Annotated in this window: 9 protein-coding genes; 4 read left to right on the forward strand and 5 right to left on the reverse strand. The window is 34.8% G+C overall.

Annotated features, from left to right (window positions below; genetic code table 11):
* Window positions 1-57 precede the first annotated feature (57 nt).
* The 3 genes from KCG49_RS13925 to KCG49_RS13935 all read right to left on the reverse strand — a co-directional run bounded on the left by KCG49_RS13925 (window position 58) and on the right by KCG49_RS13935 (window position 3,921).
* A complete protein-coding gene (locus tag KCG49_RS13925) occupies window positions 58-2,094 on the reverse strand; it encodes a M3 family metallopeptidase (protein WP_218547337.1) in 2,037 nt (678 codons plus the stop codon).
* A 188-nt stretch (window positions 2,095-2,282) separates the two neighbouring features.
* Window positions 2,283-2,762 carry a 5-(carboxyamino)imidazole ribonucleotide mutase gene (gene purE / locus KCG49_RS13930; RefSeq protein WP_218547338.1) on the reverse strand — a complete coding sequence of 160 codons (480 nt, stop codon included), beginning with the start codon at window positions 2,760-2,762 and terminating at the stop codon, window positions 2,283-2,285.
* A gap of 4 nt (window positions 2,763-2,766) precedes the next feature.
* Window positions 2,767-3,921: a 5-(carboxyamino)imidazole ribonucleotide synthase gene (locus tag KCG49_RS13935; protein WP_218547340.1), complete on the reverse strand. Its 1,155-nt coding sequence runs from the start codon at window positions 3,919-3,921 to the stop codon at window positions 2,767-2,769.
* Between the two features lie 208 nt (window positions 3,922-4,129).
* Here KCG49_RS13935 and KCG49_RS13940 point away from each other — a divergent pair, with 208 nt between their 5' ends.
* From KCG49_RS13940 to KCG49_RS13955, 4 genes are all read left to right on the forward strand, one after another.
* The gene (locus KCG49_RS13940; protein WP_218547342.1) at window positions 4,130-5,239 is read left to right on the forward strand and encodes an adenylate kinase; all 1,110 of its coding nucleotides are present in this window, start codon (window positions 4,130-4,132) and stop codon (window positions 5,237-5,239) included.
* 84 nt (window positions 5,240-5,323) lie between these two features.
* On the forward strand, window positions 5,324-6,322 hold the full coding sequence (obgE, locus tag KCG49_RS13945) for a GTPase ObgE (protein WP_218547343.1): 999 nt from the start codon (window positions 5,324-5,326) through the stop codon (window positions 6,320-6,322).
* Window positions 6,323-6,453: 131 nt separating this feature from the next.
* The gene (locus tag KCG49_RS13950) at window positions 6,454-7,167 is read left to right on the forward strand and encodes an ion transporter (RefSeq protein WP_218547345.1); all 714 of its coding nucleotides are present in this window, start codon (window positions 6,454-6,456) and stop codon (window positions 7,165-7,167) included.
* A 68-nt stretch (window positions 7,168-7,235) separates the two neighbouring features.
* Window positions 7,236-7,754, forward strand: coding sequence for a DUF4136 domain-containing protein (locus KCG49_RS13955; RefSeq protein ID WP_218547347.1), 519 nt, complete (start codon window positions 7,236-7,238; stop codon window positions 7,752-7,754).
* 51 nt (window positions 7,755-7,805) lie between these two features.
* Here the strand turns inward: KCG49_RS13955 and KCG49_RS13960 are convergent, their stop codons facing one another.
* Both KCG49_RS13960 and KCG49_RS13965 read right to left on the reverse strand, forming a co-directional pair.
* Complete coding sequence (locus KCG49_RS13960) at window positions 7,806-8,177, reverse strand: DoxX family membrane protein (RefSeq protein WP_218547349.1); 372 nt, start codon at window positions 8,175-8,177, stop codon at window positions 7,806-7,808.
* A 218-nt stretch (window positions 8,178-8,395) separates the two neighbouring features.
* Window positions 8,396-14,500: an alpha-2-macroglobulin family protein gene (locus KCG49_RS13965; protein WP_218547351.1), complete on the reverse strand. Its 6,105-nt coding sequence runs from the start codon at window positions 14,498-14,500 to the stop codon at window positions 8,396-8,398.
* Between the last annotated feature and the right edge of the window lie 69 nt (window positions 14,501-14,569).

Here is a 14,569-nt window from a genome sequence, read left to right on the forward strand (position 1 = left end):
TTGCATTTAGATAAAGTTAGTTGAGACCTTTCAGGTTTTTAAAACCTGAAAGGTCTTTTAATTATTTTTCAACAACCCAGCACGCCTTAGCAAAGCCTCAGGTTTTGGTTCTTGTCCTCTAAACTTTTTATATAAAGTCATAGGGTTTTCAGTGCCTCCTTGCGATAGCACAAAGTTTTTAAACTTATTGGCAATGCTTTTATTAAAAATGCCTTCTTCTTTAAAATACTCAAAAGCATCTGCGTCTAAAACTTCAGCCCATTTATAACTATAATATCCAGAAGAATATCCCCCTTGAAAGATATGAGAAAAAGCAGTGCTCATACAATTCTCAGCTACATCTGGGTATAAGCTGGTTTCACCAAAAGCTTTGGTTTCATGTGCTTTTACAGTATTTACTTGTGACGGGTCAATACCGTGCCAAGCCATGTCTAGCATTCCAAAACTTAACTGGCGTAAAGTTTGCATGCCTTCATGAAAAGTAGACGCTGCCTTTATTTTTTCGATGAGCTCCATTGGAATGACTTCCCCAGTTTCATAATGCGTAGCGAAAAGTTTTAAGGTTTCTTCTTCGTAACACCAGTTTTCTAAAATCTGACTTGGTAATTCTACAAAATCCCAATACACGCTTGTGCCAGATAAACTAGGATATGTGGTATTGGCTAACATTCCATGTAGTGCATGTCCAAATTCATGAAACAGGGTAGTAACTTCGTTAAACGTTAATAATGATGGTTTGCTCTTGGTTGGCTTGGTGAAATTACAAACTATGGAAACATGAGGTCTTTCGTTAACACCATCCTTTATTTTTTGAGGCTTAAATGATGTCATCCACGCACCATTGCGTTTGCCAGCTCTAGGGAAAAAGTCAGCATAGAAAATAGACACTAAGTTCTTGTTGGCATCTATAACTTTGTAAGTTAAAACATCTTGGTGGTACTTATCTATGGTATCTATTTTTACAAATTGTAACCCAAATAATTTATTTGCAACTGTAAAAGCTCCATTTATAACATTTTCTAATTTAAAGTATGGCTTCAATTGCTCATCATCTAAATTAAACAGCTTTTGTTTTAATTTTTCAGAATAGTAAGCCGAATCCCATTTTTGAAGTTTGTCGATTCCATCTAAATCCTTTGCAAATTTTTCAAGATTTTCAAATTCTTCTTCAGCTGCTGGTTTTGCTTTCTCCAATAACTCATTTAAAAAAGAATTAACCTTTTCTGGTGTCTCTGCCATGCGCTCTTCCAATACAAAATGGGCATGAGTTTTATAACCCAAAAGTTGAGCACGTTGAAAGCGAAGATTGGCAATCCTTAATACAATATCTTGGTTGTCTAAATTATCATTTTTAAAGCCTTTACTGCCAAAAGCCTTAGATAACTTTTTACGTAAATCTCTGTTGTCGGCATAGGTCATAAAAGGGATATAACTGGGATAATCCAAAGTAATTAGCCAACCCTTTTTTCCTTTGCTTTCTGCTAATTGTTTTGCAGCTTCTTTGGCACCTTCTGGTAGTCCAGACAAATCAGATTCATCAGTTAAGTGCATTTCAAATTTATTGGTTTCGGCTAAAATGTGCTCACCAAATTTTAGTTTTAACTGGCTTAATTCTTTATCTATATCACGTAGCTTTTCTTTTTGATTTTCTTTCAAGTTGGCACCATTCCTGGAAAACCCTTTATACTTTTTATCTAAAAGCGTTAGCTGTTCTGTTGTGAGATTTAATTCGGATTTTGAATCATAAACTGTTTTTACACGTTTAAATAGATCTTCATTCAGAGTGATATCATTACTAAACTCCGAAAGTAGGGGAGACACTTCTTGTGCAATTTTTTGGATGGTATCGTTGGTTTCAGCAGAATTTAAGTTGAAAAAAATACTGGAGACTCTATCCAGTTCCTCACCTGAATAATCTAAAGCTTCAATGGTGTTTTTAAATGTTGGCTTCTCATTTTGATTTATTATGGCGTCAATTTCAGCTTTTGCTTTCTCTATTGCAGTTTTAAAGGCAGGAAGATAGTCTTCGGTTTTTATTTCTGAAAAAGGGGCTGTGTTAAATGGTGTGTCAAAGATTTTATTGAGAATTGTCATATCTTAATCTGTCTAATTTTTCTTACGTATTCTTCTGATAATGTGAATTTTAACTCTATTTTATGAGTGTAAAAACCATGTTGATTGTAAAGTTTTAACTATTTTTGCAACATCTTTAAAGAGCAATTTTTTTGTTCTTAAAAGGGTTGGTTAATAGCTAAAAGCCTTAACGAAAGTTGAGGCTTTTTTTAGAGGTTCTTAGCAGAATCTATCACTTTCGCTTTTAAGCCTTCCTTATAAACAATGACTTTATCTAAAATGCATTGGTCAGAACTTCCAAGAATTTGAGCTGCAAGTATACCTGCATTTTTTGCGCCATTAAGTGCTACAGTTGCCACAGGAACTCCACCGGGCATTTGCAGAATAGATAGCACGGAATCCCAACCATCAATAGAATTACTGCTTTTTACAGGAACTCCGATAACTGGTAATGGCGATAATGAAGCTACCATTCCCGGTAAGTGTGCTGCGCCACCTGCACCAGCAACGATGACTTTTATTCCTCTTGTGTGGGCATTTTTGCCATAGTCAAATAGTTTGTCAGGAGTACGATGTGCAGAAACGATATCAACTTCAACCTCAATATCAAATCCTTTTAAAATATCGATAGCGTCTTGCATTACTGGCAAATCGCTTTTACTTCCCATAATTACTCCTACTTTATTCATATATTTATTTACTGATTACTTCAATTGTTCGTTTTACTTTTTCAGCTACTTCACGAGCTTTGGCTATATCTTTATTTACGATGGTAACATGGCCCATTTTACGAAATGGTCTTGTTTGTTTTTTTCCATAAATGTGTGGGGTGACACCATCCATAGCCATAATAGTTTCCATATTTTTATAAAGTACGTTACCTGTATGGTTCTCGGCACCAACTAAATTTACCATAACACCAGCAACTTTACTTTCGGTATTTCCTAATGGTAATCCTAGTACACATCTAAGATGCTGTTCAAATTGACAGGTGTAGCTAGCTTCTATACTATAATGACCAGAATTGTGAGGCCGTGGCGCTACTTCGTTGACTAAAATTTCATCATCTTCCGTTTGAAACATTTCTACAGCCAACAAACCAACATGTTCAAAAGCGGCAGCAGTTTTAAGAGCTACCAATTCTGCCTTTTTGGCAATGGCATCAGATATTCTCGCAGGGCAGATTACATATTCCACTTGGTTAGCTTCTGGGTGAAACTCCATTTCAACCACAGGATATGTTTTAAAATGCCCTTCAGAATTTCTCGCAACAATAACGGCCAATTCATTTTTAAAAGGTATTAAATCCTCGGCAATACATTCTACGTTTGGTAAATCCAATAAATCTGTATAACGTCTTACGACTTTAACACCTTGCCCATCGTATCCAAAGCGTGCGCTTTTCCATACAAAAGGATAACTTAAACCACCATTATCAATGGCTTCATCTATCTGGGATGTATGTGCAAAACGTGAAAAATCTGCTGTTGGAATATTATGATCGCGATAAAATAATTTTTGATGTGCTTTATTTTGAATTGTTTTTAACGTTCTTGATGATGGAAAAACTTTTACACCTTCATCTTCCAAAGTTTCTAGGGCATCTACATTAACGTTCTCAATTTCAATGGTTAGAACATCAACTTTTTTGCCGAAATTAACAACCGTATCGTAATCCAGTAAATCGCCAACTGAAAATTCATCACAAGCCAATCGCGCTGGTGCATCTTTACTCGGGTCTAATACACAAGTATAAACATCAAATTTACGCGTGCTGTAAAGTATCATTTTGCCTAATTGACCGCCACCAAGAATACCAAGTTTAAAGTCTGAAGAAAAGTAGTTCATCAACTTAAGTTGTTCCCATGGAAATGGGAAGCTTTTTTATAAATACTAAGATTTCCGATTTATCAAAAAAGTTAATGGAAACCTTTAAATTAAACATTAATTTGTTACAAAAATAAGCTAAATATGGTACATACTTCCAAATTCGTAAATCAAAAATCGCCAATCGTAAATCAAATGATTATCTTTGCAATTCTAAAATAACATCATAGTGTTAAAGCTTCACGATTTATACTTTAAACCCTTCATTTCTGAACAGGAAATTGATACTGCTGTTCAAAATATGGTGAATGCAGTTGCCAAAGATTTAGAAGATGAAATGCCAGTTTTTGTGGGTATTTTGAATGGCTCATTTATGTTTGTGAGTGATTTTGTGAAGAAATATCCCAAGCCGTGTGAAGTTACGTTTATCAAACTAGCATCTTATGAAGGTGTTAAGTCCACTGAAGATATTCAGCGGTTAATTGGTTTAACGCAAGATTTAACGGGAAGAACCGTAGTTATTTTAGAAGACATCATAGACTCTGGTAAAACTTTGGAAGAAGTGCATCGTATTTTTAAGAACGAAAATGTTAAGGACTTAATCATTGCGACTTTATTTTACAAACCTGAAGCCTACGATAAAGATTTTAAACTTCATTATGTCGGTATAGAAATTCCAAATAAATTTATCGTTGGCTATGGGCTAGACTACGACGGATTAGGAAGGGATTTACCAGACGTTTATCAATTAAAAACTACACAACACATGACAAACATTGTACTATTTGGACCTCCAGGTGCAGGAAAAGGAACGCAAGCAGATTTCTTAAAAGAAAAATATGATTTAGTACATATTTCTACGGGAGATGTTTTTAGGTATAACATTAAAAACGAAACAGCTTTAGGAATGTTGGCTAAATCTTACATGGATAAAGGCGAGTTGGTACCAGATCAGGTTACAATAGATATGTTAAACAAAGAAGTTGAGAAAAATGCAGATGCCAAAGGTTTTATTTTTGATGGTTTTCCAAGAACAAATGCACAAGCCAAAGCATTAGATGATTTAATGGATAGTAAAGATTCTCAAATAAATGCCATGGTGGCTTTAGAAGTTGATGATGAGGTTTTGGTTGAACGTTTATTGAAGCGTGGGGAAACCAGTGGACGCGCTGATGATGCAGATGAGAGTATTATTAGAAATCGAATAAAGGAATACTACAATAAAACAGCAATTTTAAAGGACTATTACTCTGCCCAAGATAAATATTTTGGTGTTGATGGGGTAGGAAGCATTGAAGAGATTACGGTCCGGCTGAATTCTGTAATCGATAAGCTGTAGCTTATTATTCTTGCGTTAGGCAGGAATTTCATTTTTTGATAATAAGGTTGAATTAAAAGACTCCCGTTTTCACGGTAAGTAAACATGACTGAAGGAAATTTTGTTGATTATGTAAAAATGCACGTTACCTCCGGAAATGGTGGTAAGGGTTCTGCACATTTACATCGTGAAAAATATATACAAAAAGGTGGTCCTGATGGCGGAGATGGTGGTCGTGGAGGACACGTTATTATACGTGGAAATTCTAACCTTTGGACCCTAATTCACTTAAAATTTAAGCGCCACATTAAAGCAGGTCATGGCGAACACGGAAGCTCTGGTAGAAGTACAGGTGCCGATGGCGAAGATGCTATTGTAGAAGTGCCACTTGGAACTGTTGTGAGAGATACGGAAACTAACACTATTCTTTTTGAAATTACTGAAGATGGAGAAGAAAAGATTGTGGCCGAAGGTGGAAAAGGAGGCCGTGGGAATTGGCATTTTAAAAGTTCTACAAATCAGACACCAAGGTATGCACAACCTGGAATTCCTCACGAAGAAAAAGATATTACTATAGAGCTTAAAGTTTTAGCCGATGTTGGTTTGGTTGGATTTCCAAATGCCGGAAAATCGACCTTGCTATCGGTATTGACATCTGCAAAACCTAAGATTGCAGATTATGAGTTTACCACCTTAAAGCCTAATTTGGGTATTGTAAAGTATCGCGATTTCCAGTCTTTTGTAATGGCTGATATTCCTGGAATTATTGAAGGTGCCGCTGAAGGTAAAGGTTTAGGCTATTACTTTTTAAGGCATATAGAGCGTAATTCAATCTTGTTGTTTTTAATTCCTGCTGATGCAAAGGATATAGTTGAGCAATATGAAATTTTGGTAGACGAATTAAGACGTTACAACCCTGAGATGTTAGATAAAGAACGCTTTGTGGTCATTTCAAAATCAGATATGTTAGATGACGAATTGAAATCTGAAATTTCTACTATTTTAGACAAAGATTTAGAATGTCAATATATGTTTATCTCATCCGTGGCCCAACAAGGTTTAACGAAACTAAAGGATAAACTTTGGAAAATGTTGAACGATTAAAAGGCTATTAAACTTTAGTTTATTAGTTTGAGTAAAAGATATTGAAACACCCCCAAAGTTCCCTCAAGGGGACAATTCTATAAAGCCACTAATTGCACCTGTCCCCATGATGGTGAGAGACAACTATTATAATGAAAGAAAAGATTAAAAATATTGTAGAGTATAATGACAATAGACTCAGTAAGAGTTTTGCCTTTTTTATTCAGTTTTTAATTATACTTTCAGTAATTACATTTTCTGTTGAAACACTTCCTAATTTAAAACCCCAAACCAAAATTATTCTTAATTCTATAGAGATATTTTGCGTGATGGTTTTTACTCTGGAGTATTTAGCACGAATCTATGTTGCGGATAAGAAGCCAAAATTTATTTTTAGCTTTTTCGGGATCATAGATTTTCTTGCCATACTTCCGTTTTATTTATCTTTTGGTGTCGACTTACGTTCGTTGAGGATACTAAGAATGTTCAGGCTTTTTAGACTTTTAAAACTGGTGAGATACAACAAAGCAATGCGTCATTTCACTAAAGCAATGTTATTGGCTAAAGAGCAAATTATCCTATTTATGGGAGTCACTTTAGTATTGATTTATTTTGCGGCTATAGGTATTTATTATTTTGAAAACGAAGCACAGCCAGAACATTTTTCATCAATTTTCGATAGCCTTTGGTGGTCTATTATTACATTAACAACTGTGGGTTATGGAGATGTTTACCCCATCACCGTTGGCGGCCGTATATTTACATTTTTTATTCTACTTATTGGCTTAGGTATTGTAGCCATTCCTACGGGAATTATTTCGTCGTCTTTAACTAAAGTTGTTGAACCTCGTTCGGAAGAGGAATAGTTAAAGTTTTTCTTTCTATCATTACGTACTTGATACGGAATCTATTTTTTCATACCTTTAAAATAAAAATGAAAACGCTAAAATATATTTTTCTTTTACTTTTTGTTACATCTTGCGGTACTGTCGTTAACTACGATTACGAGAAATCAACAGATTTTACACAATATAAGACTTATAATTATTTTGATGATATGCAGACTGGTTTAAGCCAGTTAGATAACAAACGCATAATGAAAGCCATAGATGCTAAATTGTCTGCTATGGGGTTGATACGATCTGATAACCCTGATTTTTTCATTGATATTCAAAGCCAAGATGTGATGAATAGAAATAACTCAAATGTTGGTGTTGGTGTAGGCGGTGGAGGAAGAGGAGGCTTCGGTGGAGTTTCAGTTGGTTTACCGTTAGGTGGAAATCAAAGCACTAGAGAGATTGTTATTGACTTTGTTGATAAATCTCAGAATGAAAAGCTGTTTTGGCAAGCCGTAAGCGAGAGTTCTTATAGCCCTAATGCTTCACCAGAAAAACGTGAAGCAACTTTTGCAAAATTGGTTGAGAAAATATTTTCAGGTTATCCTCCTAAATAGAAAAGGCCGCTATCAGCGACCTTTTTATCAATTTCTAAATTAAAGTTTTTTTCAACTTAACAAATCCTTGTATTTGTCTTTGTAACCGTAAAGCACTAAAATATTTAGTATCAGCAATACTACAGAACCGCCAATTCCGCCCGGATCTAAAACGGCATGAAATAAAAATGCATTAACAGAAACACTCATAAGGATCAATGCGAACAAAGCACCAAATTTATCCAGTATCAATGCTATACAGGCAATAATCTCAACAATGCCGACAAGCATTAATGTTTTGGAGCTGTCTAATGCACCAAAATATGCACCTGCGTCACCCGATAACTCTGGCATGGGTAAAAAATTAGCAAACTTATTTACTCCAAATACGAGGATAAAAATTCCAAGTAAAATTCTTAGAACCATAAAAACTTTTGAATTCATAATCATGTAGTTTTATTAGTTAGTAATCTTAAAGTTACGAAATTATTTTTCGTACATGTTTAAAGACTTTGTCGTTGTAGTTTCATTTAACTAACAAAAGAGCTGTTGCTACGAGCACAAAGGACGTGGCAATCTCATGTTGAATTAAATACGCACAGATCACTACGTCCTTATACTTTACTTTTGTTTGCTGATAGACAGGCTCATAATGACAAAAATCATTCTACAGAAATTCTAACGCCTTCACTATGGCTACTAAATTCTGGTGCGTACATAGACTGAATAGTACTAATTCCGTTACTCATGTCACCAGCATTATTAACTCTGAGATCGTACTCAAACACATAAACTCCTTTTGGCAAATAATCGATAAAGAAGTTTGTTGCTGCATCTTTAGTACTTTCATAATAGCCCAAACCATCTTGCCATTTGTATTGTGACAATACATTAATAGGCTCAAAACCAGCGGCACGCATATCCTTAAGATGTACAAATTCCATAGAACGGTCTGTCCGTAATTCTACTCTAACTCTCACTAAATCTCCAATATTAAGTTTGGTGTCTGAAGTGATTTCTGAGATTTCTTCACCTTTATCGGTATTAGTTTTTAGGAAGAGTTTTTTACTCAGTTGTAATGGTGTTTTGGCCGAGGTGATTTTGTCTAAATCTTCAAAGTATTGCCAATACAGAGCTCCCCAAGCAATACCATCCCCTTTTTTAGAGATTGTAACATTGGCTTGTTCTGGTTGAATTTCTGATCCTGACCATGAGGTTTTGTAGTAGCCGGTTCCTGCTTCAAGTTTTACGTTCTCTAATTTTTCTGGTGATATGGTTTCATTTCCAACTTTTACATCGACCATTTCTGTAATACTCAACCAATCACTACCTTGAAGCAATAGAGCGTAAACAGCTTCAGTCGTAGCTTTTGTAGTTTTCCATTGATTGGTTTGCTTGTTTTTTAGCAACCATATTTTTAAGTTGTCGATGTCTTCAATATTCTTTGCTTGGCTCTGAATGATATTGCCAGCTTCAGAAAATGCCTCAATCAACAAGGCTTGTGTTTCAATTGGTGCTTGATACCAGTGCCATGAATTGGTATTGGCTTTCCAATACATACCTAGTTCTTCTGAAGTAATACTGCTTTCTTTTAGCGATTTTAAGATTTTACCAGCAGTTACATTATCTTTCATTCTGTGCATCGTCAATGTCATTAAACCTTTGGCATAAAGTGGGCGCGATAACCAGTATTCTTTAATCTGGCCTTGGTAATAGTCCATTATTTTTTCAACCTCTTTTGAAGCTTTAAATTCTGGATAAAAACTGCGTACATACAAATAATGCAATTGTGTGTACGACAAATGATCCTTGCTTAAATCAACATTTTTATCATACTTTTTTAAGTCTTTGTATTCTTTTACAAATTCTGAATCTAAATATTGGATGGCGTTTGTAATCATTTGAGATGCTTCGCTATCGCTCTGAATGACATTTAGGTGTTTTAAATGTCCAAAACCAGCAATAATATGTTGCGTAATGTAACGGTTGGCGTACCCACCATTAAACCAAGGCCAAGCACCAGATGGTAATTGATTTTGTTTAAGCTTACGTAAAGCTGACGATAATTCGCTATTCATTTTATTAAGGTCGAATAACAAACCGATACGTTTTTTCTGCTCAGTCTCTGATTGAGCATCGCGTAACCAAGGTGTTTCTTGAATTAAAAGTGATTTCAATTCTTGGTTCTTTTCTAAGTTGCTCAATAAAGCATCGGTTGATTTCCATTGGTTAAAAACCGCTTCAATTTTTGGGTTAGATTTTACGATATGTTGTGCTAAGGCATTGGCATAATATCTCGAAAAGGTTTGCTCATTACAATCGTAAGGGTATTCCATTAAATAAGGTAAAGCTTGTACGGCATACCAAGCAGGATTAGAGGTCATCTCTAATGTTAGCTTATGGTTTGTCAATGTGGTGGAGGTGTTGTCCTTTAGTTTATCTAAGGTAAACGTCTTGGTCTCATTAGAGCTTACCCACATTGGCAATGTTTCTGTAACCAACATTCTGTTAGATAATACAGGTAGAGCATTTTGTTCGCCATCACTAAAATCTTCTGACTTGGCAATAATTTTATATTGAATGGCTTGAAGTCCTTTGGGAATTCTTAGTGTCCATGAAACTTGAGCATTGCCCTTGGCATCAACGGTAAATTTTTTATCTGTAAGTTCAGTCTTTAATGTATAGTTTCTGCCTGCATCACCTTCAATGACTGTAGATAAAATATCCCCTGAGACAGCATCGGTTAATTCTAATCTGGCCATACCTGATAATTCCTTTTCTGTAAGATTTGCAATCTTGGTACTAATGCTAATTTTATCTCCTTCTCTTAAAAAACGAGGTGCATTTGGTATGACCATCAACTCTTTTTGGGTCACGGTTTCTAATTGTGTAATTGCACTTTCTAAAGTTTTAGTGTGCGCCAATAATTGCAATTTCCATGTCGTCAATGCTTCGGGAGCCTTAAAGTTGAAACTCACATTACCTTCTTTATCGGTTTGTAATTGTGGAAAGAAAAAAGCGGTTTCATTTAGATTTTTTCGGATTTTGATTGGGTTTGAGTCTGCTTTTTTAGAGTTTAATGCATTATTGTCATCTCTAAATTCTTCTTTGTCTGCTTCATAGCTAATACCATTTGCCATATTTGATTGCATTGGTGCAGAACCTGTAATCATAACCGCTTCAGATTCTAACATTTCATCAGCTACAACATCTACGCCAGCAACTTGTCCTCTTAATACTTTATATCGATAGTTTTGATTATTCCCAAAATAAAATCCAAACCAATTCAATTGGTCATAACTTTGGTTGGCATAACCATTAGGATATTCAAAGCGATTAAATAATCTAAAATTGGTGTTACTGAAACTAGAGTAGGAGTTTTTATAGATACTTCCTGAGTATTGGTATCTGTTAATGGGGTTGAAGCTCCAATTGTGTGCTCTAAACTCGTCTAAAGAAGCATCGTACATACTCGCTAACAATTCGGCAGAAACTTTATCTCCTTTTGGGCCTTTAATTTTAAAACTCCAAGTTTCGTCTTTACCTGGTTGCAGTTTATCTCTAAAGGTGTTGGTTTCAATTTTCAAATCGGTCTTTGGATAAGGTACATTGACCCTAAAATTTTGTGACACATAAGCATTGAAAGCTGCAAAACTACAGTGTACCTCAAAACCGCCTAAATCACTTTCTAATACAGGTATGCTAATGGTTTGTTTAGAATTGTTGAGCTGTACCAGCTGCGTAACAATAATTGTATTGTCTTTTTCAACTTCTACAGTGACGGTAATGTCTTTTGCCGCAGAGCCTAACGTCAGTTTCGCTATATCACCAGCTTTGTAACTGTCTTTATCTAAGGACGCTTCAAATAATTGATTGTCTGCAACGGTTTTGTCTGACTTACTGTAGAGCGATGTAAATACCTGATCTTTTACATCTTGCCCAAATTTATCTTTGCTTTCTGCAACAATAAGATACTTTCCGGAATCCCATTTTTTTAATTTTTTTAAGGTGATATTTTTTTCTCTTTCAGTATCAAAATCAATGCTGAATACTTCTTTGCCTTTACCCCAATTGCTCAATAAATGCTTATTACTGTATGGGTCGTGAGGGAATAGACCTTTAAATTCTTCTTTAGAAATTACTTGAAAGTCTGGTGCATTCCAAGGTCTGTTTCGTAATACGTAGTTTGGTGCATTAAGTTTATAGATTTTAAGCGTTCCTTTTGCAGGTACGTCTTCACCATTCAAGTTTTTTGAGATCAAGGTGATAGCAATTTCTTTTTGGGATTTATTAACGACTTCAGGAGCAACTATTTTTAACGTCATGGCATGATAGCCAACATTTGCTATAGTAGTTGCTGTTCGAGTTTCTCCATTAATATCAGTAACATCTGCTGTGACTTCATATCTAAAAATTGGTTGATTGTCTTTTGAAACGTTTTCATCAGGTAATGCCTTAAAGACCACTTTAAATTCTCTTTTAGCATTTGTTTTGGTTTCTCCAAACGTTATTTCTTGCGGTTCGGAATTATAAAATGGTCGTCTCCAATACCACCAACTAGGATATTGTACCTGACGCTTTACACGATAAACGACTTTAGCATCTGTAATGTTACTACCAGCAAAAGCAATTGCTGTACCTTTTACTGTAATACTGTCATTGACCTTATAGGTTTCCGTTATGGGTTGAAATTCTGGTTTAAATTTTGGACGCTTATATTCTTCTACCGAGAAATAAGCGACATTAACTATACCGTTACCAAATTCAATATAAAATTGACCAGTTAAACCATCATTCGGTAATATAAACTCACCTGCTGCAGATCCAAATTCGTTAGTAACAAGTTTTAGTTCTTTAAGTAATTCTCTATTGGTATTGTAAAGACGTGCTGTAACGTTTTCATTTGGTGTTACTGTCGTTTCGTTGTCATCTGTTATTAAAGTTATGCCCTTAAAATAAACTATCTGTCCAGGTCTATAAATACTTCGGTCTGTAAATATAAAAGTATTTCTTTTTGCTTTATCATTTTTAGGTTGCCTGTAGTTTCTGCCAATATTATAATTGCCAAAAAGGGCGATTTCATCCTTGTAATCTGCTTTTATTTCTACAGCCCTGTAATAGTTTTTATCTCGATTGAATTTAAATTTACCAAAACGGTCTGTGTTTAACTTTTTGGTAAATGATTTATTTCTGTTGTTTCTGTAACTTATTTTAATGGCTGCGTTAATAATCGGTTCACCATTATTTCTGTTGATGAGTTGATAATGTACGGCATCATTTTGGGTACTTTCTACCAATGCCATATTTGTAATCTGAATGTGTGAAGTGGCAAAAACATTATTCTTTGTGTTGGTATCTGCTTTTATGAGATAAAGCCCATTTTGTAATTCGGGGATAATGATTTCCGTGCTATGCTCTTGGTAATCCCCTTCAGATTTTAATGTGCTTGAAAAAGACGCTACAGTATTGAGATTTTTGAAAAACTTAGCCTTATCTTCTGCGTTGTAGATTTTATTAAAATTATCTAATTGTCTTTTGTTGACTTTATAAATCTCGAAGTCTAAACTAGTTAAATTCTTATAGCTAACTAAGATTCTTGATGCTGAATTAACAGGAATGTACGCTTCAGCTTGAAGTCTTAAACTCGATAGAAGTATTTGTTGTTTTAAAACTTTACATTGTTTTGCTCCGTCACTCTCAGGATATTTTGAAATAACCGTGTTACATAATTCAATAGCATCTTTAAGTTTCCAGCGATGTCTGTTGTTGGCTTCAATTAGGTGGTTACTACTATTGTATTGACTGCCTAATTCCTTATAAACTAAAGCAATTTCAAAATCATATAAAGCAGACAATGGCAAATCTTTTAACTCATCGGACCTAGTTTTTAAAGTTTGTAACAATGCCTCTTCTTTATCGTTAAAAGTAGCATGTTGGGCAACAAACTTTAAACGTTCAATATCTACATCGGCAAATGCTCTGGTTACGTCATCTTTACGATGAAACCTCAGCAGGTTTTGGTAGATTCTTAAAGCATTTAATTGTAATGATAATGAATCTTTAGAATCAAGTTTTTGATTGATGAACTGTTCGCTATTAGCAATAAGTGCTCTGTCATCTATTTTGAATTTATATGCTGGTTGCGTGATGCTATTTTCACTCGTCTTATAAAACTGAAGTGCATTATGGCTCAATAAATCGAAAAGTGTAGGTCTGTAAATTTTAGAGTCTTCAGCTTCATGTAAAATTAATTTGTAGTTTTCTAAAGATTCTAACTGAAGCATCAAACTATTGTCGAGCGAACGCTGATAATACACATGGATTTCGTTGAAAAGCGTTTCCAGATCCCAAGTCCTAAAGTCATCACTAACTTTGTCGCTAGTCTTGGTGCGATTATAAAATTTGTAACGGTTTTGTTGAAAATATTGCCAATATAATGTTGCCAACATATTTTCGAGTAAATGCTTGGTCACAATATTGTCGGTAACATCAATTTCAGATTTAAAACGCTTTACAATATTAAGTTGAGCATCTTCTTCTAGCGTTAACATGTACTTGCTCTTGTGGAGTAGAGCTTTAATCTGTTGCTGTTTATTGTTAGATGTTATGGCATCATTGTAAATGGTATCTACAAGGTCAGCAGCACTTTTAGTTAAACCTTCATTTTCAAATTTGGTGACCTTTTGCCATTGTTTATCAAAGTTGTTTTGAGCATTAGAAAAGGAAGCAAAGCAAATTAGCATTAGTATTGAGATATAATTTTTCATTTATTATTTATTTTCGATCAAAATACCTTCAAAAGGCATTCCAAAAAAGCAATAAGAAGTAAACCTCTT

This window comes from Winogradskyella luteola, from assembly GCF_019203985.1.
Lineage (GTDB): Bacteria > Bacteroidota > Bacteroidia > Flavobacteriales > Flavobacteriaceae > Winogradskyella > Winogradskyella luteola.